The organism is Microbulbifer sp. THAF38 (genome assembly GCF_009363535.1).
Classification (GTDB): domain Bacteria; phylum Pseudomonadota; class Gammaproteobacteria; order Pseudomonadales; family Cellvibrionaceae; genus Microbulbifer.
Window position 1 is genome coordinate 4,278,364 of record NZ_CP045369.1, and the last position, 25,243, is coordinate 4,303,606.

The 25,243-nt window shown below is 48.6% G+C and carries 20 protein-coding genes; 16 read left to right on the forward strand and 4 right to left on the reverse strand.

The genetic code is table 11. The features are described from left to right. The first annotated feature begins 3 nt into the window (after positions 1-3). The 3 genes from rpiA to FIU95_RS18540 all read left to right on the forward strand — a co-directional run bounded on the left by rpiA (position 4) and on the right by FIU95_RS18540 (position 1,910). Entirely contained in the window at positions 4-678 is a 675-nt protein-coding gene (gene rpiA, locus FIU95_RS18530; RefSeq protein WP_152455369.1) for a ribose-5-phosphate isomerase RpiA, read from the forward strand. 12 nt (positions 679-690) lie between these two features. After that, the gene (locus FIU95_RS18535) at positions 691-1,314 is read left to right on the forward strand and encodes a hypothetical protein (protein ID WP_152455370.1); all 624 of its coding nucleotides are present in this window, start codon (positions 691-693) and stop codon (positions 1,312-1,314) included. A gap of 215 nt (positions 1,315-1,529) precedes the next feature. Next, positions 1,530-1,910, forward strand: a complete 381-nt coding sequence (locus FIU95_RS18540; RefSeq protein WP_152455372.1) for a DUF4168 domain-containing protein — start codon at positions 1,530-1,532, stop codon at positions 1,908-1,910. Between the two features lie 215 nt (positions 1,911-2,125). Here FIU95_RS18540 and FIU95_RS18545 read toward each other — a convergent pair whose 3' ends face one another. Beyond that, positions 2,126-2,440 (reverse strand): helix-turn-helix domain-containing protein, encoded by a 315-nt coding sequence (locus FIU95_RS18545; protein ID WP_152455374.1) that lies wholly within the window; start codon positions 2,438-2,440, stop codon positions 2,126-2,128. Between the two features lie 437 nt (positions 2,441-2,877). Between FIU95_RS18545 and FIU95_RS18550 the strand changes: the two genes are divergently transcribed. After that, on the forward strand, positions 2,878-3,915 hold the full coding sequence (locus FIU95_RS18550; protein WP_253868735.1) for an AraC family transcriptional regulator: 1,038 nt from the start codon (positions 2,878-2,880) through the stop codon (positions 3,913-3,915). A gap of 124 nt (positions 3,916-4,039) precedes the next feature. Here the strand turns inward: FIU95_RS18550 and FIU95_RS18555 are convergent, their stop codons facing one another. Beyond that, positions 4,040-5,281 (reverse strand): OmpA family protein, encoded by a 1,242-nt coding sequence (locus FIU95_RS18555; RefSeq protein ID WP_152455379.1) that lies wholly within the window; start codon positions 5,279-5,281, stop codon positions 4,040-4,042. A 377-nt stretch (positions 5,282-5,658) separates the two neighbouring features. Between FIU95_RS18555 and FIU95_RS18560 the strand changes: the two genes are divergently transcribed. The 4 genes from FIU95_RS18560 (at position 5,659) to FIU95_RS18575 (ending at position 11,691) form a co-directional block, all read left to right on the forward strand. Beyond that, positions 5,659-6,867 (forward strand): acetyl-CoA C-acetyltransferase, encoded by a 1,209-nt coding sequence (locus tag FIU95_RS18560; protein ID WP_152455381.1) that lies wholly within the window; start codon positions 5,659-5,661, stop codon positions 6,865-6,867. A gap of 8 nt (positions 6,868-6,875) precedes the next feature. Beyond that, positions 6,876-9,032 (forward strand): 3-hydroxyacyl-CoA dehydrogenase NAD-binding domain-containing protein, encoded by a 2,157-nt coding sequence (locus tag FIU95_RS18565; RefSeq protein WP_152455383.1) that lies wholly within the window; start codon positions 6,876-6,878, stop codon positions 9,030-9,032. A 141-nt stretch (positions 9,033-9,173) separates the two neighbouring features. Continuing rightward, the gene (locus FIU95_RS18570) at positions 9,174-10,322 is read left to right on the forward strand and encodes an acyl-CoA dehydrogenase family protein (RefSeq protein ID WP_152455385.1); all 1,149 of its coding nucleotides are present in this window, start codon (positions 9,174-9,176) and stop codon (positions 10,320-10,322) included. A gap of 175 nt (positions 10,323-10,497) precedes the next feature. Beyond that, positions 10,498-11,691: a CaiB/BaiF CoA-transferase family protein gene (locus FIU95_RS18575; RefSeq protein WP_152455387.1), complete on the forward strand. Its 1,194-nt coding sequence runs from the start codon at positions 10,498-10,500 to the stop codon at positions 11,689-11,691. Positions 11,692-11,730: 39 nt separating this feature from the next. Here FIU95_RS18575 and FIU95_RS18580 read toward each other — a convergent pair whose 3' ends face one another. After that, the gene (locus FIU95_RS18580; RefSeq protein WP_172975456.1) at positions 11,731-12,447 is read right to left on the reverse strand and encodes a hypothetical protein; all 717 of its coding nucleotides are present in this window, start codon (positions 12,445-12,447) and stop codon (positions 11,731-11,733) included. 429 nt (positions 12,448-12,876) lie between these two features. Here FIU95_RS18580 and FIU95_RS18585 point away from each other — a divergent pair, with 429 nt between their 5' ends. After that, positions 12,877-14,412 (forward strand): cryptochrome/photolyase family protein, encoded by a 1,536-nt coding sequence (locus tag FIU95_RS18585; protein WP_152455391.1) that lies wholly within the window; start codon positions 12,877-12,879, stop codon positions 14,410-14,412. A gap of 142 nt (positions 14,413-14,554) precedes the next feature. Here the strand turns inward: FIU95_RS18585 and FIU95_RS18590 are convergent, their stop codons facing one another. Next, positions 14,555-14,971, reverse strand: coding sequence for a VOC family protein (locus FIU95_RS18590; protein ID WP_152455394.1), 417 nt, complete (start codon positions 14,969-14,971; stop codon positions 14,555-14,557). Between the two features lie 1,001 nt (positions 14,972-15,972). On the opposite strand from FIU95_RS18590, the gene FIU95_RS18595 reads away from it, so the two are divergent. From FIU95_RS18595 to FIU95_RS18625, 7 genes are all read left to right on the forward strand, one after another. Further along, a complete protein-coding gene (locus FIU95_RS18595) occupies positions 15,973-16,758 on the forward strand; it encodes an outer membrane protein OmpK (protein ID WP_152455396.1) in 786 nt (261 codons plus the stop codon). Position 16,759: 1 nt separating this feature from the next. Beyond that, entirely contained in the window at positions 16,760-18,121 is a 1,362-nt protein-coding gene (locus tag FIU95_RS18600) for an NCS2 family permease (RefSeq protein ID WP_216646281.1), read from the forward strand. An 11-nt stretch (positions 18,122-18,132) separates the two neighbouring features. Then, a complete protein-coding gene (locus tag FIU95_RS18605) occupies positions 18,133-18,696 on the forward strand; it encodes a phosphoribosyltransferase (protein WP_152455399.1) in 564 nt (187 codons plus the stop codon). Between the two features lie 389 nt (positions 18,697-19,085). Further along, positions 19,086-20,426, forward strand: coding sequence for an aspartate aminotransferase family protein (locus tag FIU95_RS18610; RefSeq protein WP_152455402.1), 1,341 nt, complete (start codon positions 19,086-19,088; stop codon positions 20,424-20,426). Between the two features lie 215 nt (positions 20,427-20,641). Then, a complete protein-coding gene (pepN, locus tag FIU95_RS18615) occupies positions 20,642-23,332 on the forward strand; it encodes an aminopeptidase N (protein ID WP_152455405.1) in 2,691 nt (896 codons plus the stop codon). A 204-nt stretch (positions 23,333-23,536) separates the two neighbouring features. Next, positions 23,537-23,998: a GNAT family N-acetyltransferase gene (locus FIU95_RS18620; RefSeq protein ID WP_172975457.1), complete on the forward strand. Its 462-nt coding sequence runs from the start codon at positions 23,537-23,539 to the stop codon at positions 23,996-23,998. 31 nt (positions 23,999-24,029) lie between these two features. Next, the gene (locus tag FIU95_RS18625; RefSeq protein WP_152455407.1) at positions 24,030-25,100 is read left to right on the forward strand and encodes a kelch repeat-containing protein; all 1,071 of its coding nucleotides are present in this window, start codon (positions 24,030-24,032) and stop codon (positions 25,098-25,100) included. Positions 25,101-25,243 lie beyond the last annotated feature (143 nt).

Below are 25,243 nucleotides of genomic sequence, written 5' to 3' on the forward strand. Positions count from 1 at the left end.
CCTATGACCCAGGATGAACTGAAACAGGCCACCGCCCGCGCCGCCATCGACTATATTTCCCCGCGCCTGGAGCCCGACTCCATCGTCGGCATCGGCACTGGCTCCACGGCCAATTTCTTTATTGACTACCTGGCTGAGATCAAAGGCCAATTTGACGGCGCCGTAGCCAGCTCCGAAGCTTCCGCACAAAGGCTCAAGGCCCACGGTATTCCAGTGTATGAACTGAATAGCGTGGATGGCATGCAGTTTTATGTGGATGGTGCCGATGAGACAAACCCCGCTCTGGAGCTGATCAAAGGCGGTGGTGCAGCGCTCACCCGCGAAAAAATTGTCGCTGCCTGCGCTGACGAATTCATCTGCATTGCCGATGAAAGCAAGTGGGTGGAGACTCTGGGCAACTTTCCCCTGCCAGTGGAAGTGATTCCCATGGCCCGATCGCTGGTGGCCCGCGAGTTGGTCAAACTGGGAGGAGATCCGGTCTACCGCCAGGGCGTGATTACCGATAATGGCAACGCCATCTTGGATGTGTATAACCTGAAGATCGAACAGCCGAAAGACCTGGAAGATGCCATCAACAATATCACCGGTGTGGTCACTAATGGGATCTTTGCCATGCGCCCAGCCGATGTGCTACTGCTCGGCACCAGTACCGGAGTGAAAACTGTCACCGCTCAGTAATGCTAAGAAACTATGGGAAAGAATAATAAGAAACTGCTAGCCGCACTGCTTGGCGCCTTAACCCTGATCGCGGGCTGCACCACCAGCCCGCCCAGTAACCCGGATAATGTCTGCTCTATTTTTCGTGAGAAGAAGAGCTGGTACCGGGAGGCCAAGGCCGCAGAGGAGAAATGGGGGTCACCTGTGGCTGTGATGATGGCCATACTGCACCAGGAGTCGCGCTATGTGCACGATGCGCGCCCCCCGCGCACCAAAATTCTCGGCTTTATCCCCGGCCCAAGGCCCTCAGACGCCTATGGCTACGCCCAGGCCCTGGGTAGCACCTGGCGTGGATACCAGCGCTCCAGCTTCAACTATGGGGCGGACAGAGATGATTTTGGCGACGCCATCGATTTTGTTGGCTGGTACAACAACACCAGCGCGCGCCGATGCCAAATCCGTGCAAACGACGCCTACCACCTTTACCTGGCCTACCACGAAGGGCACGGGGGCTTTAACCGGCGCAGTTTTAAAAACAAAGCCTGGCTTAAAAGAGTTTCCCACAAGGTTTCTGCGAAAGCACAGCGTTACCAACAACAACTCAGTCGCTGTGAGCAGTCACTGCCGAAGCGCCGAAAATTCCTCGGCCTGTTTTAACCCCAAGCCACCGCCGATAAAATTTGCCGCGGTGGCGGGGATTGGCGCCACAGCCTCTCTGAAACTGACTACCCTGAAACTAATGTCTCAGAGTTGATTGCACCAGTGCCATCAACTGCCAATGGATTCCGTAGCAACACCTGGTCACTTGAGCAGTGTGGCTGGGTGTTTTCTTTAGAGAAGCAAAAGCGCCCCCCAACTTTCAGGAGTGCCCGATGAAATTCCCTTTTAAGTATCTCGCTCTTTTCGCTCTGTTATTCACAGTGCCCTTTGCATCCGCACAGACACCATCCTCCCAGGCCGAAGCTCCAAAAGCATCCTTCAGTGAGCCCCAACTTAAGCAGTTTGCCGACGCTTACCGCTCGATTGTGATGCTGAGCCGGGAATATGCGCCCAAGCTTAAGGCCGCTGCTGATATCAAAGAGGCTGAAGCTCTCAATAAAGAGGCCCAGGGCAAAATGGTCGCGGCTATTGAAAAGGCAGGGCTGTCAAAGAGTAAGTACCAGGAAATTGCCAGCAGTATTAAATCCAACCCGGCTCTGCTGGAAAAGGTCAATAAAATACTGCAGCAGAGTCACAATCAAAAACCGCAGTAATCCCTGTAAAAAATTTCACTGCAATCGCTATTCTGCTCAATTAACCAATAATTAGATTTCGTCGCCGGCCCCTGGTCGGCGCGACTTCTACAAATATGCGTTTGTCTGCCCTGATTTCGGTGAGATGGGAATCAGTATGCCTTATGTGCCTTAGTAGTAGTGCCCAGCCGCACTTTATAAACACTAGGCACTAAACACTGAGCACCAAGCAGGTCCTAGTCGATGTTGACCCCCAGCACCTGGCAAATCGCCGATAAGTTGCTTTTTACCCAGTTGCGATCGAAGGAGCCCCAATCGCGGAGCAGGTAATAGCCATCATTGTGACGAACACCCTCCTGAATAAATTCCACTTGAGTGCCGTGGCCCGGCAACCCCTTAGCAATAATGTCCTGTACCGTGCGTCGCGGCCACCCGGTGGCCTCTTCAAGGACCGGGTTGTTGGGGCGGGGAATCTGCTCAATTAAATAGGCAATCAACATCCGCCTACATATGGTCGGATTCAGCTGGCTTTCGACAGACGCTGAGGGCATTGGGCCACTCCTTCATTGGCATTTAACTTATTCTTATCTTACCTGACCTGCCGGTCAATTTGATGGCTACCCGACTTGATACCCTATCCAAGCGATAACGGTAAGGTTTGCCTGCCTATTTATACCCCCTGTGCCAAGAGAAAACATAGCCACATAAGCTCCTTATTTCCCAAATAATGAAATTAAAGCAGTTCAGGTCACTTGTGCTCTTGTCAATAAAAATGGCGATTAATCGGCACATCTGCAGCTAAATTCGATGAAAACCCCCAAAACTGCACAGCTTCAGCCGGCAACGCTTAGCCGTGCGGCTCGCCAGGGTTGCCCTTTTCTTACACTCGCCGGGGATAAACCTGACTTTCACGCTCGCTTTGCGCATAATCCCTGCTTGCATCTAAAAATTACACGCAGCAAACAAGATCATGTTGAGGGCTGAGACAGTGGAAAGCGAGACTCCCAAACTCCGCGAAGCGGACCCAGGTATCCTCGCCGCGGTAGTTCGCGCCCAACTGGTGGGCGCCGAGGCAGCGGGGCTGGACTGCCAACAGCTGCTGCGGGATAGCGGGATAGATCCTGGCCACCTCGACGATTCCGACAGCCGTATCGGCCGCGAGCAGATGGCCAGCCTACTGCGCCTGGAGTGGGACTTGCTGAATGATGAGTCCGGTGGCTTTCTGGCCCGCCCCTGGCTGCCCGGCACCTTTGCCATGATGGGGCACGCCTGCATCAGCTGTCCCAACCTGCGCCGAGCCCTACTGCGCTCAGCGCGTTTTATCAGCATGGTCAGCGACGACCTTCACATCAAACTGGTAGAAGATGGCGAAGAAGCCAGACTAATTATTCACCACAGCAACGATAAAAAGTTACCCAACCAGATTTTTGTAGAGTCCATCGCGGTCATCTGGCTGCGCTTTTTTAGCTGGCTGATTGATCGCACCATTTTACTCGAGCGGGTGTTATTGGCTTTCCCGCCACCGGATTACAATGAGGACTACAGCGATATGTTCCCATGCCGGCACTACTTCAACCAGGCCGAAACCTGCCTGGTATTTAACACCCGTTATTTGCAAATGCCGCTGGTGCGGGACGAGCAGCAACTGGCAGATTTCCTCTCCCGAGCACCGGAATGTCTGCTCACCCAATATAAATCTGACCACAGCTTTACCGGCCGCATACGTCGTATGCTGCAACAACAGAACAGCATTGAGAATCTCTCCCTAGACGATGTGGCTGCTCGTCTGTTTACCTCCCCGCAAACACTGCGCCGGCGCCTTAAAGACGAAGGCAACAGCTGGCAGGACATCAAAGATTCGGTGCGCCGAGATATGGCCGTGTATCAACTAAAACAGCAGGAAACCGCTGTAGCGGAAATTGCCGAGCGACTCGGCTTTTCTGAACCCAGTGCTTTCAACCGTGCATTTAAGAAATGGACAGGCCTCGCTCCCGGCGCCTATCGGGAGAAATTTCGCAGCTGTTAACGGTTATTAGTTCATGCATAAGTGAAAGAAAAACTGAATTCAGTCTCATCAAATAGCCCCGCAAAAATGCGGGGCTATTTATTTCGGGGACCAGGTTATTTCGGGAACCACGGTCTTAAAAATTCTACTCAGTGGTTACCACCCGTACACTAATACGCTCATTTTTCTTCTGCTGATCTGAGGTTTGTCCAGCCGCACTTTGCGGCAGAGGCTTGGCAGAGCCCATACCAGTCGCAGTTATACGATTGGCCGCAATGCCCTTTTGCAATAGCAATTCCCGCACAACATCCGCCCTCTCCTGAGAAATCTCCTGCTCTTTAATTTCATTGCCCTCACCTTTCACATGCCCTTCAATGGCGACAGTGAGATTTGGGTTTTCCTGCATAATTTGCGCGAGCGCATCAATATCCGGCGCTTTAGGATTTAGGAGTTTTGCGGTGCCCGGTTCAAATTTCACCTGCAGGATAAATTCCTGGTTGGGATCCCGGTCAAAGCTCTTTAAATAGTCGCGAAGATTGCTGGAGAATTTATCCGGCCCCAGCTGTGCCTGGGCATTACTCTCATTGGGAGGCGTGTCTCCCGCCGGCTCCGAAGGAGATTCCATAAAGGCTTGCTCCTGCGGGGTTTCGGAAGGCTGATCGGCAGCCCGCTCTTGTCTGCCCTTATTCATACACATATTTAGCGCATAGAGGGCAATCAGCACTAATAATAATGGAAAAAACCAGCTACTAAAGCTCACGGGCTTTTTCTTTTCCCCATGCCCATGCAGTGCCTGCTCCCGCGGTTCCTGGGGCTTCGCATGTCCATGGGTGACCAAAGCCGCCCCAAGATTGTCAAACCCTTTTACATCCAGAGCGTCCAGGAGCGCATCGGGGACCTTGTCACGCAGGAACTCCCGCTGGCCTATTAAAAAAGAAGCCAGATCGGAAACATCCATTTTATGTGCTTTCACCTGAGCCCCTAAGAGAGCCGTCACCAATGGCAGTACCATTTTAAGCAGGTGTCCGCCTTCATTGCCGGGCACTTCCGTGGTGGCAACCTTGGTCACTTCACCGACCCGGGTACCAAATACTTTTTGCAAGGTCGCATCATCGCCCGGGAGGGATGCCGCCAACTTTTCCTTGTCTGAGAACTGCGCCAATACATCGGATAGCTCAGGAGCTTCACTACCAGTGACCATATTGAACAGATAAGCCATACCGGTTTTACTGCTGGCTTTATTCAGCATGCCCGCCAGAACGAATGCAATACCGGTATCCAGTGCTGACTGGCCTTTCTCTGCCGGAAGATTGAGTGCGGCTGCCAGGGTACCAATACCTGAAGCGCCCAGTTGGCTCGCCGCCAGTTCCAGTAGATTCTCTGCCATAGTCAATCCTCACTGCCAGATTACCGCAAATTTTGGGTCGCCCCTTGAATAGCGCTGCTGAATACTCAACCTAGATAAAGGCTTTTCCTGCTAGCATGAACCCACAATAAAATATTTCGGCAGGGCTATTGCGGCCTATATGCGACGTTATCGACCATCATTTATTGGCCGAAAATAAAAAATAAAGCGCCTTATTTGAGTGTACGGCAGACCACTCATCGAGTTAGTTTGATTTGGAATAAACAAGGCTAGAAACTTCTCTGCATTATTTAATTGGGCTGACATCCACGTCACCGCCCCTGGCGTCTTTCATCATTGCGCCAAAACCCCACACGACTATGGTTGAACCCACAAACAAAAATAAAGAGGCTATTACCGTGTCCACAGAAGCCTATATTTACGATGCGATCCGCACGCCGCGAGGTAAAGGGAAACCCAGCGGCGCTCTACATGAAGTCAAACCCATCACCCTACTCTCCAACCTTTTGCGCGAGTTACAGCAGCGCGGTCAACTGGATACCGCCAAAGTCGATGACGTAGTAATGGGGTGTGTCACCCCTATCGGTGACCAGGGTGCAGACATCGCCAAGGTCGCCACCCTCAGTGCCGGATGGGACTGGGATATCGGCGGCGTCACCCTCAACCGGTTTTGCGCTTCCGGTGCCGAGGCAGTGAATTTAGCCGCCGCCAAGGTGCGCTCTGGCTGGGAACAGCTCGTGGTGGCCGGTGGTGTGGAGTCTATGTCGCGGGTGCCCATGGGCAGTGACGGCGGCGCCTGGGCCATGGACCCACAAACGGCCATAGAAACGGGCTTTGCCCCCCAGGGCATAGGTGCCGACCTGATCGCCACCCTCGGGGGCTTCTCCAGGGAAGATGTGGATAATTTTGCCTTGCACTCCCAACGTAAAGCCGCTGAAGCCTGGCAGCGAGGCGCCTTCGCCAAATCTGTTATCCCGGTGCGGGATCAGAACGGCCTGCTACTGCTCGATCACGATCAACTGGTGCGACCGGAGACCTCCCTGGAGGGACTCGCCAACCTCTCCCCATCATTTGCCGCCATGGGTGACCTCTGCTTCGACAGCATAGCGACCTCCCGCTATCCCCAGGTGGAAGCCATCGACCATGTACATACCGCGGGCAACTCCTCGGGCATAGTGGATGGTGCCGCCGCCATTCTTGTCGGCAGCGAGCAAGCCGGGCGGGATCTGGGCCTAACACCCCGCGCGCGCATCGTCTCCGCCGCCGTAGTCGGCACCGAACCCACCATCATGTTGACCGGACCGGCTCCCTCCGCACGCAAAGCCCTCAAAGCGGCAGGCCTGAATGCCCATGACATCGACCTCTACGAAGTCAACGAAGCCTTCGCCGCAGTGGTGCTGCGCTTCCAGCATGAACTGGATATCGACCCGCAGAAAATCAATGTAAACGGCGGCGCTATCGCTATGGGCCACCCACTCGGTGCCACAGGCGCCATGTTGATCAGCACCGTTCTCGATGAATTAGAACAGCGGCAGTTGCGCTACGGCCTGGTCACCCTTTGTGTGGGTGGCGGTATGGGCGTAGCAACCATTATCGAAAGGGTCTAGGGGGAACTATGAAATCTATACGCTTGGAAAAAGACGGTGACAACATTGTCCACCTGATTATGGATAACCCCAATGCCTCGGCCAATGTTATGGACCGAGATTTTACAGACGCCCTGCAGGCTGTGGTGAAGGAATTAAAGCAACAGGAATACGCAGGAATTATCGTTCGCTCGGCAAAGAAAACATTTTTTGCCGGCGGAGATCTTAAGTCACTCTACGCCGCTAAAAAAAGTGAGGCCCAAGAATTCTTTGCTTCCTGTGAGGCCCTCAAGGCTAATTTGCGTTGGCTGGAAACCCAGGGCAAACCGGTGGTTGCGGCAATCAACGGTGCCGCGCTCGGTGGTGGCTGGGAGATTGCCCTCAGCTGTCACCACAGAATTGCTTTGGAGGACAACTCAGTAAAAATTGGTTTACCGGAGGTCACCCTCGGCCTGCTGCCCGGAGGTGGGGGCTGTGTACGTATGCCACACTTATTGGGTATTCAAAATGCCCTGCCCTTCCTACTGGAAGGCAAACAAGTGAAAGCCAAGCAGGCCTTGGAAAGCGGTTTGATCCAGCAGACAGCAAAAGATACTGAAGACTTACTCAACAAAGCCCGCGACTTTATTCGCGCCAACAGTGACCAGCCTAGCCTACAACCCTGGGATCAACCCGGCTACCGTATGCCCGGTGGGGATGCCAAAAATCCGAAAAATGCCCAGCTGTTAATGATTGCTCCCGCCATGCTCGAGAAAAAAACCCACGGCTGCCTACCAGCCCCCGAAGCAATACTGGCGACAGTGATCGAAGGCTCCCAGGTAGACTTCGAAACAGCCACTCGCATTGAATCGCGCTATTTCGTCGATCTCGCTTGCGGTCAAGTGGCAAAAAATATGATTGGCACCTTCTGGTTTGGCCTCAATGCATTGAAGGGCGGTGCCTCCCTTCCCCAAGCCGCGCGTGAATCCAAAACCACGCCTATTAAAAAGGTCGGCATACTCGGGGCTGGCATGATGGGCTCGGGTATCGCCTATGCCTGTGCCAGTAAAGGCGTTGATGTTGTGCTCAAGGATATTTCCATTGAGGCAGCGCAAAAAGGTAAGGCCTATGCAGAGAAGGCTCTACAAAAACGCCTGGAGCGCGGTCGCACCGATGAAACGCGTGTAGAAACCATCCTATCCAACATTCAGCCTACGGATAATGCTGCCAACTTAAGTGGGTGTGAACTGGTTATTGAAGCAGTATTCGAGGACCGCGAGCTAAAAGCCGAGGTCACCCGCGAGGCCGAGGCCCAACTGGGCAACAGCGCCATCTTCGCCTCCAACACCTCTACACTCCCCATCACCGGCCTAGCTCAAGCCTCCAAACGCCCCAATAATTTTATTGGCCTACATTTTTTCTCTCCAGCAGACAAAATGCCGCTGGTGGAAATCATCTGTGGTAAGGAGACCGATGAAGAGACCCTGGCTCAGGCATTTGCCTTTGTTTTACAAATCGGCAAAACGCCTATTGTCGTTAACGACAGTCGCGGCTTCTTCACCTCCCGAGTATTTGGTTGCTTTACCAACGAAGGGATTGGCATGCTCGGTGAAGGAGTAAACCCCGCCACTATAGAAAATGCCGCATCTCTGGCCGGATTTCCGGTGGGGCCACTGGCAGTGAGTGATGAAGTCTCACTCACGTTGATGGGCAGGATTCGCCAACAGACTATTAACGACCTGCGGAAAGAGGGTAAAAGTATTCCCACACACCCAGCAGAGTCTGTAATCGACCATATGCTGGAACTGGGGCGTGCCGGCAAGCTGGCTGGTGGCGGATTTTACTCTTACCCGGAAGGAGGTAAAAAACATCTTTGGCAGGGCCTACAGCAGGAATTCCCTCCGTCAAAGCAACCACCTGTTGAGGATATCAAGGAGCGCCTGTTATTTATTATGGCGATCGAGACACTGCGTTGTTACGAAGAAAAAGTCCTGCGCAGTGTTCGCGAGGCCAATATAGGCTCTATTTTTGGTATTGGTTTCCCCCCTTGGACCGGTGGCGCCCTGCAATATATTAACCAATATGGCATCGCTTCTTTTGTACAGCGCGCGCACAAACTCGCAGAAACCTACGGCGACAGATTTTCACCGCCAGAAATATTGCTGACCCTTGCAGAATCCCAGGGTGAATTGAAAGATACCGAATAGTCACGCAGAGACTGAAAAGTCACTCGGCAATGTAGAAACTTGTCGTGAATCACAGGGCTGCTTCACCCGAACAGCCCTTGAGTAGCCCAAGTTTGAAGGGTCTACAATTCCAGATAATAAAAACGAATGTTGGAGTTCAGAATGATACCGAGAACCGTTTACAACGAGGACCACGAGCATTTTCGCGATACCGTGCGGAAATTCCTGGAAAACGAGGCCGTCCCTTTCCACAGCCAGTGGGAAAAAGATGGACAGGTTGATCGTGCCCTTTGGAATAAAGCCGGGGAAATGGGTTTTCTCTGCCCCCAGATTTCCGAATCTTACGGTGGTTTGGGCCTGGACTACGGTTACAACTCGATTATCGATGAGGAAATCGCCCGAGCGGGCCTTTCTGGCGTCGGCTGGGGTCTGCACTCCAATATTGCCGTGCCCTACATTATTAATTACGGCAGCGAAGAGCAAAAAAAGAAATACCTTCCCAAATGTATCAGTGGTGAAATTGTTACAGCCATCGCCATGACGGAACCCGGCGCCGGTTCAGATCTACAGGGGGTCAAGACAACGGCAATCAAGAAGGGAGATCACTATCTCCTCAACGGCTCTAAGACATTTATTACCAATGGACAACATGCCGATTTAGTTATTGTCGTTGCAAAAACAGACCCTAGTGAAGGCGCATCGGGGGTGAGCCTTCTCTTGGTCGAGGCCGAGCTGGCAGGATTCAAAAAAGGGAATAACCTGGAAAAGATCGGCATGAAAGCCCAGGACACCTCCGAACTTTTCTTTGATGACGTTAAGGTTCCGGTGGAAAATTTATTGGGAGCCGAAGGTCAGGGCTTTGTCTACCTAATGCAGGAATTGCCACAGGAAAGACTCAGCGTTGCTATCTTTGCCATATCCAACGCAGAAGCAGCATTAAGTTGGACAGTTGACTACGTTCGTGATCGTAAAGCCTTTGGTAAACCCATCGCAGCATTTCAGAACACCCAATTCAAGCTGGCAGAGTTGGACAGTGAACTCTCTGCTCTCAGGGTGTTTGTGGATCGCTGCCTAGAGCTGCATTATGAGAAAAAGCTTGATGTTACTACGGCTGCTAAAGCCAAATTACTAGCGACAGATTTCCAATGTAAATTGCTAGATGAGTGTGTTCAGCTTCACGGTGGTTTTGGCTATATGTGGGAATACCCAATTGCCCGCGCCTGGGCGGATGCCAGAGTTCAGCGTATTTACGCTGGAACGAATGAAATTATGAAACTCATTATTTCCCGCGACATCCTCCGTGATGGTTAACCCCCTAACCCGGTGATCGTGTAGGTTACCGGGTTTACCTCGTTATTTGATTAACCAAAGAGCTGCAAATAAATAAACTCAGCACAGAGGTTAATACCACTGAATTTTCTCGGTGACCACCAAAGAAAACGGCCCACGAGATACTCTAAAAATAATTTTTATTGATTTTAATAAAATGGATAATTTTACTGCTCCACTGCAAGGCCTAAGAATACTCGATTTCACCACTCTACTACCCGGCCCCTACGCCACCATGCTGTTAGCAGACATGGGCGCAGAGGTTCTACGCATAGAGTCTCCCGATCGTCCAGATATGCTAAGAGGCCTTCCTCCAATGGTCGGCAGCGCAGAGCCCGTTTCAGCAGCTCATGCAACGATAAACCGTAATAAAAAATCTCTGGCTCTGGATTTGAAAAGCCAAGAGGCAAAAGAGATTATCGAGAGGTTACTCAGCGAATACGATATTGTTATCGAACAATTTCGCCCAGGAGTAATGGAAAAACTTGGCTTTGGTTATCAAACCCTTAGTGAGATGCGCACAGATATTATCTATTGTTCAATCACCGGATACGGACAAGATGGGCCCCTGAAAATGCGCGCTGGGCATGATATCAATTACTTGGCACTCTCCGGACTGGCCAGCTATTCCGGTCGACTGGATAGTGGACCCAGCCTGAACGGTATGCAAATTGCCGATATTGCTGGAGGCTCCCACCACGCAGCAATGGCTATTCTTGCCGCAGTGTATCACCGCCAACAAACAGGCCACGGCGGGCATATTGATATCAGTATGACTGACTGTGCCTATGCCTTAAATGCCATTTGCGGTGCCAACGCCCTCGCCAATGGCCAAGATCCAGAGATGGAAATGGAGCTGCTCAACGGTGGTAGTTATTATGATTACTACTGTACTGCCGATGACCGCTACTTATCCGTTGGCAGTCTTGAACCCCAATTTGCCGAAGCTTTTTTTCTGGGAATCGGCCATCCCGAATGGATGGAGCGTGTACTCGAAAGCGATCAACAAGAGAGCTTGAAACAAGATATTGCCGCTATAATAAAGAAAAAGAAGCTCAGCGAATGGAATAGTATTTTCTCTGATATCGACGCCTGTGTAGAACCGGTTCTTCATTTCAGTGAAGCCACAGAAAGTGAATTAATTCAAAATCGTCAAATGATTGCAAATGCAGTCACAGAAAGTGGCGACACTCTCCTACAAATCAACACGCCGTTTAAATTCAATGGAAAGAAAAATAAAAAACACCAGACAGGAGCTTCACTAGGGGCAGATAGCCGATCGACCCTGGAGTCACTTGGATATAGCTCCCAAGATATTGACCGACTATTTGCCAATAAGGTTATTGCTTAGAATATTTTATAAAAATATCGAGAAGAGTATTGAGAAAAATCAATCTCCACCGCCACCGCAACCTCCACTACAGCCACTGGAGTCACTACTAAAACTATCAAAAAATCCGCCAGAGGAAGAATTTAATTCAGAGTCTCCCGAATCCCCTGAACATCCTGAACATCCTGAAGCGCAGGAAATATGAGAAGCACAGTAATCGGAAGTAGCCCCGGAAGAACTACTACGCCTACAGTTTAGGGAGTATTGAAAGCCATCCTTTATATTTAATTTCCGATCAATGGCAAATAATAGCGGCAGATGTCCAGGGCTCTTTGGGTTAGCCCCCTCCCTGAAGCAGGAGATACGCCATGCCCTCTTGATACCCTCCTGAGCAGAGTTAGGGGTTGGCATTGCCTCTGCCGGTGTGTGATGTAAGAAATACCCAAAAGCTTTTTTACAGAATTTCTGATAAGAGCGTGTATACAAAATAAATTCATGCCAAGCGACATCTACAACTTGAGAAGGCATAGATACCATTTTCTTTCCAGCAACTTGACAAACGCAGAAATACTCCCGAAGAGCCTTCAATACTATATCCAACTCTTGACTGGATAGATGTGGATAAACTGTTTTTATTTTGTCTTTAATCTTCGAATGAAAGATATAAGTCTCCAGGTACTTAACCCTAGACCTTTTCCTTATCTTATATACTAAGAAAACGAGAAACATTAAAAATACAAACAAGCCAATCCATTTAAACAGCAAAACTCTTTCCATAAAACAATATTTCTACTACTTACTTAACACAAAAAAAGAAAACCATGATTAAGAAAAAATTTTTCAACCCCAAGCTCTACACCAAAAAATCTATCTCAGCAAATCATGGTCAAATATTTAAGAACACCCTTTTTCGAAAGATCACAATGATATAACTTCTAACAATTAAGTAAAATTTTATTTCTAATAATTGCCTACTCTTACCTTAAGTGGTGCAGGCGTATCAATTTGAGCATCGTTCAATTCAATTACATCCTAAAAACAACTCAGCGCAAACCCTCGGCCAGAATAAAAATTGGCACTTAAACCCAACTTATACAACTTTTCAAATGCTAATATTCCCAAAACCAATCTCCTAAGCACATCAACAACATCCTGTATGTTTATGGATAAAGTTTATATAGGCATCAATTCAAAAAGGGACCCCCTTTGAAGACACTGAGACTTATACTGGGCGACCAACTTAACCATAAGCATTCTTGGTTTAGAGAAAACCATCAAAATATTTATTACTTCATTGCTGAGATGCGACAGGAGACAGACTACGTTGCTCATCATATTCAAAAAGTGGTTGCTTTTTTTGAGTCAATGCAAAACTTTGCCAGATGGCTTGAATCAAAAGGCCAGCAAGTAATTTACTACCAAATAGACAACAAGAAAAACCAGCAAAACCTCGAAGCAAATATTCAAATATTAGTCGATCAGTTGAATATTCAGAAATTTGAATACCAGCTCCCCGATGAATATCGCCTTGATGCTCAACTAAAGACAATCGTTAAAAAGCTATCAATTGAGTCTGAAGTCTATGACACCGAACACTACCTAACCAAAAGGAACTATCTGGAAAGTTTCTTCTTGGAAAAGAAATCTTATTTAATGGAAAGCTTCTATCGCCATATGCGCAAGGAGCACAATATTCTTATTGACAAAAAAGGCGAGCCTATTGGCAATCAATGGAACTTTGATAAAGGTAATCGAAAAAAGTGGAATGAAGATAGAGAACCCCCTCAACAATATCTATTCCGAAAGAATGTTGAAAAAACGCTTAAGCGCATCCAGAAAGAAAAAATAAAAACCATTGGTACTATCAATCCAAAACATTTTACCTGGCCAACGAGTCGTGCAGACAGTCTCAAACTGCTCAATCACTTTTGCAAGCAATTGTTGCCGCACTTTGGTGATTATCAGGATGCCATGGACCCTAATGAGGCGTATCTATTCCATAGCCGATTAAGCTTTTCTCTCAATTGCAAATTGCTATCCCCCAGCGAAGTTATTAACCATGCAATTGATCACTGGGAATCCAATAAAAAGAGTATTCACATTAATCAAATAGAGGGTTTCATCCGGCAAATTCTCGGCTGGCGAGAATATATGCGCGGCATTTATTGGCAGGAGATGCCAAGCTATAGTAAGCTAAACAAACTACGCAATTACAACCCTCTTCCCAACTTCTACTGGACAGGCGAAACCGATATGTACTGCCTAAAAAGTGCTATCAACAACAGCCTGAAACACGCCTATGCCCACCATATTCAGCGCTTAATGATTACCGGTAACTTTGCCTTACTAACACAAACGGACCCGGATCAGGTAGATGCATGGTATTTGGGGATATATATCGATGCCATACAGTGGGTAGAATTACCTAATACCCGAGGTATGAGCCAGTATGCCGATGGTGGACTGGTTGCAACAAAACCTTATATTAGTAGCGGCTCATATATAAATAAAATGAGCAACTACTGCCAAAACTGCAGATACGACGTCAAGAAAAGAACTGGAAGCGATGCATGTCCCTTTAATAGCCTTTACTGGAATTTTCTCTTGCAGAAGAGGGACCATTTTAAGAAAAATCCGCGAATGTCTATGATGCTCAGTCTTGTGGACAAACTAACCAGTAAAGAAAAAAAAGATATCCAAGTTCAAGCTGAAAACTTCATTAAATCTATACATAGAAACTAGAGGCCAGCTTTTACTGAAAATTAAATAGAAGAATAAAAGCGCACGGAGAGAGTGTTGATAGGATTGATCTTTCTAATGAGCCCGCCAGACAATAAATAGTATCTTGCGAGCTCAATTCATAGATTTAACTATGGCCCGAACTTCACTTAAACATCAGTTCCGGATTAACCATAGTCTTCATCTCCAACACGTTACCGTTGGGGTCCTCAATAAAGAAAGTTTCTTGTTCGTATTCACTGCCAACGAAGCGGCGGTAAGGCTTATCCAGGTACTCCAGACCAGCAGCTTCGATACGGGCTTTCAGCGCCTGGAATTCATCCTCCGGTAGGTGAATACCGAAATGGGGAACAGCAACTGCTCCCATATCTACCTTGTGGCGTACGTTGGGTAGCTTTTCTTCACTCTGGTGCAGAGTCAGTTCGTTACCCCAGAAATCGATATCTACCCAACGCCCCTCTTCACTGTTTCCGGTTTTACAACCGAATACGCCACAATAAAATTTTTTAGCTACCTCAAGGTCCCCCGCGGGGATTGCAAGGTGTAAACAATTAGATTTCATAAAGCCTCCCACTCCCGATTGCTCTTCACCGTCCCTCTAGTTAGCCTGCAATCGCAAGCCAACCCCCTTGGACTCGGTTCATCAAACAACCAAATTTGTATATGCGGGATCAACCGACCCCGATTTATTATTTCTGTCACCTGGTCGCAGAGCATTAAGCTCTCCAGATGGCAAGAGGACAACAAGGCACGTCAGCTAAGCCTCTTTCTAAGCCCCATATAGAAGTACTGCTTCTATTTATAGGGCAGTGTATAAACCTTCCCCACCGAGTGCTCAAATAATCAGCAGATGGCAGAGTCAGGTCACTACTAACCGGCAAGCCTTGAAATATCCTCCTAATTGAGAGCCGCACTTTAACACATGTGTTTCTGAGAATAACTGACCTCCTTTAATAGAGGAGCTACTCACAAGTCAGAGTCTCAATAGGACTCTCCATTTTATAGGTGTCTCTATCACACCTTTACTGTGCACCTTAATGGTGCACTCAAAATGCGAGTAGCAGTGGACCAAAAGCGACCGATCCCTATAAAGGCAGATCTATTCACAAGCCCTATCACCCCTACTAAGCCCTATCTCGCCAACTAATAGCAACTATCTCTCTTTTAACCTCTTGAATCCTTCTTGCACCCTTATAGTCTTGCACCCTTATAGTGCTCCTCATAGTGACTCCCGCCCTATTTGGAAGCCTGAGGTGTTGGCGCACAAAACTATCTATATAAACACCTCCTCAACGGGGCCAAAAATAAGGCTACCTCTTCAATAGGCCTTTTTTCCGATTACAGGCTTAGCCAACAGCAGATCGGTATTTATTTTTTCATTTTAAATATTTGTTAGTACTTCATTGCTTTAAGGCTGCTCCCGGAGAGGCGATTGCTGAAAAAAAATACTGGAAAACAGTCGGTAAACTCGGGTATATTCCGCGACTATTTTTTAACCAACTGCCGACCCAATTGTCGGCCGCCAGTGCGATTTCCGCCTGTCGTTGTAACAGAGGTAATAGAATGAAACCAACCAAGCCCCTGCTACTACTGGCCTCCGGCCTGTTGTCCGTAGCTGCTCAAGCTGAAATGACTTGGAGCGACAACAGCCTCAGCCTGCTGTATGGCCGCGACTATGAAATGAACTACAGCTTGACCACCGATGATTCCGAGCGCTCTGTAGTGACCTTTGAGCACGCCAGTGGTCACAGCTGGGGCGACCTGTTTATCTTTGCCGACTACCTGCACTCAGAGGATGGCTCCAAAGAACTCTATTCAGAAATTTCTCCGCGTCTGAGCCTGGGGAAGCTCAGCGATCGTGAACTGGCTTGGGGGCCGGTAACCGATGTGTTGGTAGCAACTGCCGTAGAGCTGGGCAATATGGATGACCCCGATCACCTCACTGCAACAGGCCCGCATTTCACCAATGTTCTGGCAGGTCTTGGTTTCGACCTTGCAGTTCCAGGTTTCTCCTTTGTTCAAGTGAACGCCTACCGCCGCGATAACGATGACAAGGCCAGCAACGAGCAGCTGACCCTGGTTTGGGCTATGCCGTTTACCCTGGGTGACTCCAGCTTCGTATACGACGGTTTTATCGATTGGACCAGCGCCTCCGAAGATGCACACCCAAGCATGAACTTTACCTCCCAGCTCAAGTGGGACTTAGGCGCAAATTGGGGCGAGCCAAAAGCCCTGTATGCCGGTATCGAATACGTACATTGGAATGACAAATTTGGGTTCAAAGATGGAACCTTTAATACCGACTCCAATGAGCGCAATGTTAACCTGCTAGTAAAGTACCACTTCTGATATGAAACCCTCTGATATCCAAACATCAGCGACCCCAGGGTCTGGTATTCCCCAGGCAGGCGGCGACGCCTCTTTACTGGAAAAGCTGTTCAAGCTGTCTGAGCGTCAGACGAATGTTCGCCGGGAAGTGATTGCCGGTGTGACCACCTTCCTGACCATGGCTTACATCATTTTTGTAAACCCGAACATCCTGGCTGCTGCCGGCATGGATAAGGGCGCCGTATTTATGGCGACCTGTCTTGCTGCGGCGATTGGCTGTTTGATCATGGGGCTTTACGCCAACTACCCCATCGCCCTGGCGCCGGGAATGGGTCTGAACGCCTTCTTCGCCTATGTAGTGGTGGGCGAGATGGGCTACAGCTGGCAAGTGGCCCTGGGAGCGGTGTTTATATCGGGGGTAGTGTTCCTGCTGCTCAGTATCTTTAAGCTGCGGGAGTGGATAATCGACAGTATTCCCACTTCCCTGCGGCAATCCCTGGCAGCCGGTATCGGCCTGTTCCTGGCGATCATTGCTCTGAAGAGCTCGGGAATTGTTGTCGCCAGCCCGGCCACCCTAGTGACACTGGGTGACCTCAAATCCGTTGAAGCTCTGCTGGCGGCCCTGGGCTTCTTTATTATTGTGGCTCTGTCCTATCGCCGTATGCTCGGCTCTGTAATGATCGGCATTCTCGCGGTCACCGTTATTGCCCTGGCGATCGGAAAAGTAGAGTTCACCGGCCTGATTTCCGCACCGCCGAGCCTGGCTCCCACTTACCTCGAGTTGGATATTGCCGGCGCCTTCGAAGTCGGCATGATCAGCGTGATCTTCGCTTTCCTGTTCGTAGACCTGTTTGATACTGCCGGCACCCTATTGAGTGTCTCCGACCGCGCCAAGCTTTTGGACAAGGACGGTAAGCTGCCGGGCATGGGCAAGGCTCTGATGGCAGACAGCTCGGCTTCTGTTGTGGGTTCCGTACTGGGCTCCTCCACCACCACTTGTTATGTTGAGAGCACCGCGGGGATTACCGCGGGCGGACGCACCGGTCTCACCGCAGTTGTCTGTGCCGGTCTGTTCTTGCTGGCGACCTTCTTCTCTCCGTTGATCGGCATGATCCCCGCCTATGCGACTGCCGGTGCCCTGCTGTATGTCGGCGTTCTGATGACTTCCGGTCTGTCTTCCATCGACTGGGATGACATCACCGAAGCCGCTCCAGCGGTAATTGCGGCAGTGATGATGCCACTGTCATTCTCCATCGCTCACGGTATTGCACTGGGCTTTATTGCCTACGCAGTCATCAAAACACTGAGCGGGCGCAGCAAAGACGTCAGTATCAGTGTCTACGTGTTGTCAGCTCTCTTTATTGCCAAGTTCGCCTTTTTCTGAGGGGTACACAGATGAAAAAGCACTTTATCAGCGCACAGCAACTTCTGATTGATTCCTACGCGCTTGCGGAGCAAATCTATCAGAGCGGCTTCCGCCCCAATTACATCGTTGGTGTATGGCGTGGCGGCGCTCCGGTAGGTATTGCAGTACAGGAATTGCTGCACGTGATGGGTGTGGATGCGGACCATATCGCGATCCGAACTTCCTCCTACCTCGGCATCGGCGAACGCGGCAAGAAAGTTCGTGTGCATGGCCTGAACTACCTGATCAAGCGCCTTGAGTCCCACGACTCTCTACTGATCGTTGACGATGTACACGACTCCGGCCTAAGTATTGAGCAAACTATCGAAGACCTGCGTGCGGCCTGCAAAAAGAACACGCCGGAAATTCGTATCGCAACGCCTTACTACAAGCCGAAAAACAACAAGGCCAAGCGCGAGCCGGATTACTTTATCCACAAGACCGAAGAGTGGCTGGTATTCCCTCACGAAATCGACGGCCTATCACGGGAGGAGATCCTGGAGAACAAGCCTGAACTGGCCCCTTTCATTGACCGGATTGCTACCGCAGTCTGACCCTCTCCCGTATCGGGGGCCAGTGCCCCCGATACCGCCTCTTCATACCCTTGATCGGGGCAAATCGATTAACCCCCCATTGCCTTGCCCTTTGCCGTAATAATCCTCGGCGATTACCAGCACAAGACCTCCCTGCCTGAATCACTCACGCCTCAACTACCTCATTTAAAGTTACACATATTCAATACCGCTCTCATACTCCAAACCTTTCTCAAAAGCCCCCACTTATGCAACTAAAGTTAGTTTTGAGCGATTTATTAAATGGAAAAGTTGGTCCAGAATTGAGAAGACCCTAAATAATTTCACCGGCCTCGTTAAGGCTTCAAGAAGTAACAAGGAATTATTCAGGGGTTGCTTAAGATAAATGTCCCAATTGTCGGAAAATAAAAATGAACGACAAACTCGCAGGGCTCACCCAGAAACAACTCGATGCCCACTGGATGCCTTACACCGGCAACCGTCAGTTTAAACGAGACCCTCGTATCATTACTGCTGCCGAAGGCTGCTACTATACCAGCGCTGATGGTCGCCCAATCTTCGATGGCCTCTCCGGGCTGTGGACTTGTGGTGCTGGGCATAATCGAAAAGAAATCACCAAAGCCATCAGCCAGCAATTGGAAACTCTCGACTACGCCCCCTCCTTTCAGTTTGGCCACCCTACGTCCTTTGAACTGGCTGAACGCATCACACAATTTATGCCCGCGGGTCTCAATCGTATCTTTTTTACCAATTCTGGATCTGAAGCCACAGAAACCTCTCTGAAAATTGCCCGTGCTTATTGGCGTAAAAGAGGCCTTTCAGCAAAGACCAAACTTATCGGCCGCATAAAGGGTTATCACGGGGTAAATTTCGGAGGAATCAGCGTTGGCGGTATCGGTGCGAACCGGGCAATGTTTGGCCCGGCACTCGATACCGAGCACTTGTCACACACGCTGTTGCCTGAAAACCGCTTTTGTATGGGACAGCCCCAACTGGGTGCCTATCTAGCCGATGAACTACTCGAATTAATTACACTGCATGATGCCAGCAATATTGCTGCAGTAATAATTGAACCCATGGCCGGCTCAGCGGGTGTACTTCCACCACCGGAAGGCTATCTCCAACGGCTTCGTGAAATCTGCAATGAACACCAGATACTATTGATTTTTGATGAGGTCATTACTGCTTTTGGCAGAATGGGCACGGCTACCGCAGCGGAATTTTTTGGAGTGGTACCGGATATCCTCAATACCGCCAAGCAGATTACCAACGGCGCTTTTCCTATGGGCGCCGTCGCAGTGCACCAGAGTATCTACGATACCTTTATGGAGTGCGCTGGACCAGACTACCAACTTGAGCTGGCCCATGGCTATACCTACTCAGCCCACCCAGGGGCCTGCGCTGCTGCGCTGGCTACCTTGGAAATCCTTGAGCGGGATAACCTGTTCAAGTGCGCTGCAGAACTGGCCTATGTACTAGAGGAGTACATTCACCAACTCAGAAATCTACCTCTGATCAATGATATTCGCAATTGTGGCCTAGCCACGGGCCTAACGATTGAATCCGCTCCAGGGGAACCACTGCAACACCCCTTTCGAATTGCCATGAAAATGTGGAGTAAAGGTTTTTATATTCGCTATGGTGGCGATACTATCCAGTTGGGAGTGCCATTTATTTCCACTAATGAGGAAATCGACGGTCTGGTCAATGCCCTAGCAGAATCTATTCTAGAAGTAGCCAATGGGAAATAGTTGCCCTCACAGATAATCTTAGAAAGATCCAGCCTTTTACCGCAGACGAGCGACACCTCAGCGCGCAACTCTGACTACTATACCTGTATCAATTAAGTCCCTAATACAATTACATTTTTTCCCCTATCGACAAAACTTTTAGGTCGGACAACAGAATTAATGTTAAAAATGCAAAATAGTTACACCGAAAAAAGCAACAAAAATTTGAGAATGCAATGATTAAAATCAGTAAACGAACTACTCCAAACCTTGCCGTCGCACTACTATGCACGGCCATGCTAACCGCCTGCCTCCAAGAGCCCAGCTCTGTTCAGTCTCAAGGCGATACTATTGCAACTCCACAAAGAGCCGAAACATCGGGGCTCTCCGAAGAATATTCCTGGCTGCGAAAACAACAAATCGCACAAGTTGATTATCGCCTGAGTGTCAACCTGGATAGCACCAGTGAGAGTTTTACTGGCACCGTACACGCCGACATCCAGTTCGAAAAAATTCTGCAACAACCTCTTACCATAGATTTTGCCGGCGGCACCGTTAAATCATTAAAAGTGGACGGTAAGGAAACACCTTTCAAATATAATGGCTACTTTATCGCTGTTGCCTCACAACACCTGCCAAACCGGCAGCACGTGATTACTATTAACTACCAACACCCCTATTCCAATAATGGCTCTGGACTACACCGCTTCGAAGATCCGAGGGATGGTAAAGTCTATATGTATACCGACTTTCAGCCCTATGATGCCAACCGCCTTTTTCCACATTTTGATCAACCAAACTTAAAAGCTCGCTATACCCTGGATGTTACGGCCCCCAAAGATTGGGTAGTCATCAGTGCAGAACGGGAAGGCAGGGTGGAGAAACAGGGAGAAAAGAAACACTGGTTCTTTCCGCAATCGCAAAAATTTTCCTCCTATATATTCTCCCTACATGCAGGCCCCTTCCATATCTGGGAAGATAATGCAGATGGTGTTCCTCTAAGGCTGATGGCCCGCCAGAGTCTGGCCGAGTATGTAAAAACCGAAGATTGGTTTACATTTACAAAACAGTCTTTTGAGTTTTTCCAGCCATATTTTGAAATAGACTACCCCTTCAAAAAATACGATCAAATTTTGGTGCCTGACTACAATGCAGGTGCCATGGAAAATGTGGGGTCAGTCACTTTTAATGACTCCTACGTATCCCGAGGGGAAAAAACCCAGGCTCAGCGAATGCGCTTGGCCAATGTCATTGCTCACGAGCTGGCACACCAGTGGTTTGGTAACTTGGTTACCATGGACTGGTGGGATGGTCTTTGGCTGAATGAAAGTTTCGCTACTTATATGGCCAACTTATCTTTGGCTGAAAATAGTGAGTTTACCAACACCTGGGAAAATTTTTATCTCGGCACTAAACAATGGGCCTACTACTCCGATCAAAGGCCCACCACACACGCTATTCAGCTACCAGTGGAAAATACTGACGAAGCTTTTACCAATTTTGATGGTATCACCTACGGTAAAGGTGGCTCGGTGCTGAAACAGTTACCCTACTATCTGGGTAAAGAGGAATTTCGTAAGGGCGTTAGCCGTTACCTGAAAGAACTCTCTTTCCAAAACTCAACACTCGATGATTTTATAAGCCACTTGGGTAAAGCCGCCGGCGTTAATCTTGAGACCTGGCAACAACAATGGCTTTATCGAGCTGGCCTTAACACCATTGAGGCAAGCTTCCAGTGTGACGACGATCGAATTACCAACCTCACCCTCACACAGACTGCATCAGAAGAATACCCTACCCTACGGGAACAACGCACTCAGCTTGGTTTCTACCGTATGGATGGGGAAGGTATGAAGCGCTACGCCACCCTACCGGTACTCTATAGAGGCGCAACCACTAAAGTAGAGGACGCCCAAGGCCTACCCTGCCCACAAATCCTCTATCCTAACGAGAGTGACTGGGCCTTTGTAAAAGTGAATCTGGATTCGGTGACACTAAAGAATATGGCTCTGCATATTAATGCGATTGAACAGCCTTTTGCCCGATTAATGTTGTGGCAGAGCCTGTTTGACAGCGCCTACGATGCAAAGTTACCACTGGATGAATATATTAGTTTTGTAATTAGTAACGGCGCTGCCGAGCAGGATATCAATGCTATCCGTCTCAATAGCCGCTATTTAAGCTATGTTTATAGTTATCTCAATCAGATACCTATTGATGACCAACGCCGTGAAAAACTGCTAAAAGCCATAGAAGAATTTTCTTGGCAGCAGTTACAACAAGCTTCAACTGCTAGTGATCAGCAAAAGACCTGGTTCGAACTCTTTGCCGAAGTGGCCCACTCAAAGGTAGCTCTGAATAACGCAAAACAATTATTAGTGGGCGAACACGAGATTGATGGCTTGAAACTCGATCCCGATATGCGCTGGGAATTAATCCGCCTGCAGAATCGCTACCTCTTTGCCGATTATGAACAAGCGATTACTCAAGAGTTGAGAAAAGATCACTCAGATAGAGCCAAACTCAATGCCATAGCGGCAGAGGCGATCAGGCCCCTACCCGAAGTTAAGGAAAAGTGGCTTCAAAACCTTATCCACAATAGGGACGAATTCAAATTAAGTGAACTTCGCAAGGCCACTTCAAACCTATTTACCGATGAACAACTTCCGCTATTTTATAGTAATAGCGAGCGCATTTTTTCCGAATTGGATAAAATTAATAATGAGGATTCTCCCGAACTGATTAGCACCTACACTCGTATATTCCCCCTAATGTGCTCAAAAGAGGGCGCCCAACAAATTAGCGATGCACTTGAAAAAAAACAACAGCTCAAACCCATGCTGGTGAAAGCATTAAAGAACCATCGCTATACAAGCGAGCGCTGTACAAAAATGGGGCAAGCTATGCTCGATCAGAAAAAGGGGTGAGCTCACACTCGACAAATCAAACATAGCCTAATCACCTAAGTGTTTATGTAGATATGAAGAGCATCAACAGCTAAGACTGACCAAAGGGGCCCAACGGCCCCTTTTCTTGTATCAATACACTCCCCAAGAAAAAAACCTATAAATTGCCAGCAATAATTAGTTAATATATCTATTATTAATGCTTGCAATAAAAGAATTTCCTCCATGAGCATAGTGGTTCAAAAAGATAATCTTTCAGATGGCGCTATTATTGAGCTACTGAAATCCCACTTAGAACAAATGTATCTGCATTCCCCTCCAGAAAGCGTACACGCCTTAAAACCAGACAAATTAATTGACCCCACAATCACTTTCTGGAGCGCGCGGGTCAATGGCGTTCTAGCAGGCTGTGGGGCTCTCAAGGAAGTCTCCCCTGTTCTGGGAGAGATAAAATCCATGAAAACTAGCCAGGGCTTCCTGCGCATGGGAATCGCTAGAGCCGTGCTAAAAGCGATACTAGGTGAAGCCCAAAAAAGGAAGTATCGAGAAGTAAAATTAGAAACCGGCAGCAGTAAACATTTTGCTCCAGCAATTGCACTTTACCAGCAATATGGCTTTGAACCATGCAGGCCATTTGCCAATTATAGTGAAGATCCACATAGCCTATTCTTTACAAAGAAACTCTAAATTACTGTCAATACACAATATTATCTAAGCAATGAAAACCTACAAAAAAATATGCTACTCAAGAAGAAGTTTCTTAAAGCTTACTGGTTTGTCACCGCTGCTACTGGGTGGAACTGGCAGCAGAGCTGAGACACAAAGAAATAAACAGAATATAATTTTCACAGACCTGCCGAGTCTTGAAATACCGATACAGGAAATATACCCCTCAGTTTTTGCCGGAGAGATTTACATCTCCGGAGGCTTTATTCCATCCTCTACGCCTACTTTTTATGGTCTCGCACCTACAGACAGCACCCATATATTTTCACCAAAAACTCATACCTGGAGAAGCGGCCCAGCCCTTCCGAAAGCTACACACCATCTGGGGATGGCAGCGAACTCTAAATACCTGTATGGTATTGGTGGCTTTCATGGACAAAAAAGTAATGCCTGGCAAGCTAAGTCTACCGTTTATAAGCTCAGTAAAAATGATAACGCCTGGACTTCTGCCCCCTCTCTCCCTATCCCGATTGCCGAGGGTATCTATAGCAATTCATCAAAAGGTATCCATGTTATCGGCGGGAAAACACCCAATAGCCACCAGAGAAACATTGACTCAAATAATCATTATATTTTAACTAACAATACTGATTGGGAAGCCGCCGCCCCAGCAACGATCAACAGAAATTCTGCATCCGGAACAACAATGGGCAACAGGATTTATGTCATTGGTGGACGCCAGGCTGGTAATACAACTAAAAGGGCAAGAAACTTAACCTATGGGGAGGTTTATGATCCTAGCCTAAATAAATGGGAAAAAATACGACCATTACCACAAGCACTCGCTGGGCTTTCAGCTGCACCGCTAAATGGAAAGATTATAGTAACCGGTGGTGAAGCCTTTGGTCCCAACGGTTATTGGAAAACAGGAACTGCATTTAACGCAGTCTGGGTATACAACCCCATTAGTGATCAATGGAACAAAGAGAGCGATCTTCCAACGGCCCGCCATGGGCATGGTGCTGTGACTATTGAAGATACAATTTATATTATGGGAGGCGCAGCCAAAGTCGGCCCACAAGAGACCCTCGCATCATTTATAAAATTGAACTGGAAGCCATAACTCCTAAGCTGCCAAAATGAGTTTAGGGCATGGTCAAAAGAGAGCCCTCTCTTTTGACCGACAGTTAAAGCCCTATAGACGCTAGTGTAATCAAATTTCACGGCTTATCTCAGCCTGTTCACCGGAATAATTTATAATCTTAT

Excerpts from the sequence above, each read along its gene's own strand:
- rpiA (WP_152455369.1), top strand. The coding sequence starts at position 4 with ATGACCCAGGATGAACTGAAACAGGCCACCGCCCGCGCCGCCATCGAC.
- FIU95_RS18535 (WP_152455370.1), top strand. The coding sequence starts at position 691 with ATGGGAAAGAATAATAAGAAACTGCTAGCCGCACTGCTTGGCGCCTTA.
- FIU95_RS18540 (WP_152455372.1), top strand. The coding sequence starts at position 1,530 with ATGAAATTCCCTTTTAAGTATCTCGCTCTTTTCGCTCTGTTATTCACA.
- FIU95_RS18545 (WP_152455374.1), bottom strand. The coding sequence starts at position 2,440 with ATGCCCTCAGCGTCTGTCGAAAGCCAGCTGAATCCGACCATATGTAGG.
- FIU95_RS18555 (WP_152455379.1), bottom strand. The coding sequence starts at position 5,281 with ATGGCAGAGAATCTACTGGAACTGGCGGCGAGCCAACTGGGCGCTTCA.
- FIU95_RS18565 (WP_152455383.1), top strand. The coding sequence starts at position 6,876 with ATGAAATCTATACGCTTGGAAAAAGACGGTGACAACATTGTCCACCTG.
- FIU95_RS18570 (WP_152455385.1), top strand. The coding sequence starts at position 9,174 with ATGATACCGAGAACCGTTTACAACGAGGACCACGAGCATTTTCGCGAT.
- FIU95_RS18575 (WP_152455387.1), top strand. The coding sequence starts at position 10,498 with ATGGATAATTTTACTGCTCCACTGCAAGGCCTAAGAATACTCGATTTC.
- FIU95_RS18580 (WP_172975456.1), bottom strand. The coding sequence starts at position 12,447 with ATGGAAAGAGTTTTGCTGTTTAAATGGATTGGCTTGTTTGTATTTTTA.
- FIU95_RS18590 (WP_152455394.1), bottom strand. The coding sequence starts at position 14,971 with ATGAAATCTAATTGTTTACACCTTGCAATCCCCGCGGGGGACCTTGAG.
- FIU95_RS18595 (WP_152455396.1), top strand. The coding sequence starts at position 15,973 with ATGAAACCAACCAAGCCCCTGCTACTACTGGCCTCCGGCCTGTTGTCC.
- FIU95_RS18600 (WP_216646281.1), top strand. The coding sequence starts at position 16,760 with ATGAAACCCTCTGATATCCAAACATCAGCGACCCCAGGGTCTGGTATT.
- FIU95_RS18605 (WP_152455399.1), top strand. The coding sequence starts at position 18,133 with ATGAAAAAGCACTTTATCAGCGCACAGCAACTTCTGATTGATTCCTAC.
- FIU95_RS18610 (WP_152455402.1), top strand. The coding sequence starts at position 19,086 with ATGAACGACAAACTCGCAGGGCTCACCCAGAAACAACTCGATGCCCAC.
- pepN (WP_152455405.1), top strand. The coding sequence starts at position 20,642 with ATGATTAAAATCAGTAAACGAACTACTCCAAACCTTGCCGTCGCACTA.
- FIU95_RS18620 (WP_172975457.1), top strand. The coding sequence starts at position 23,537 with ATGAGCATAGTGGTTCAAAAAGATAATCTTTCAGATGGCGCTATTATT.
- FIU95_RS18625 (WP_152455407.1), top strand. The coding sequence starts at position 24,030 with ATGAAAACCTACAAAAAAATATGCTACTCAAGAAGAAGTTTCTTAAAG.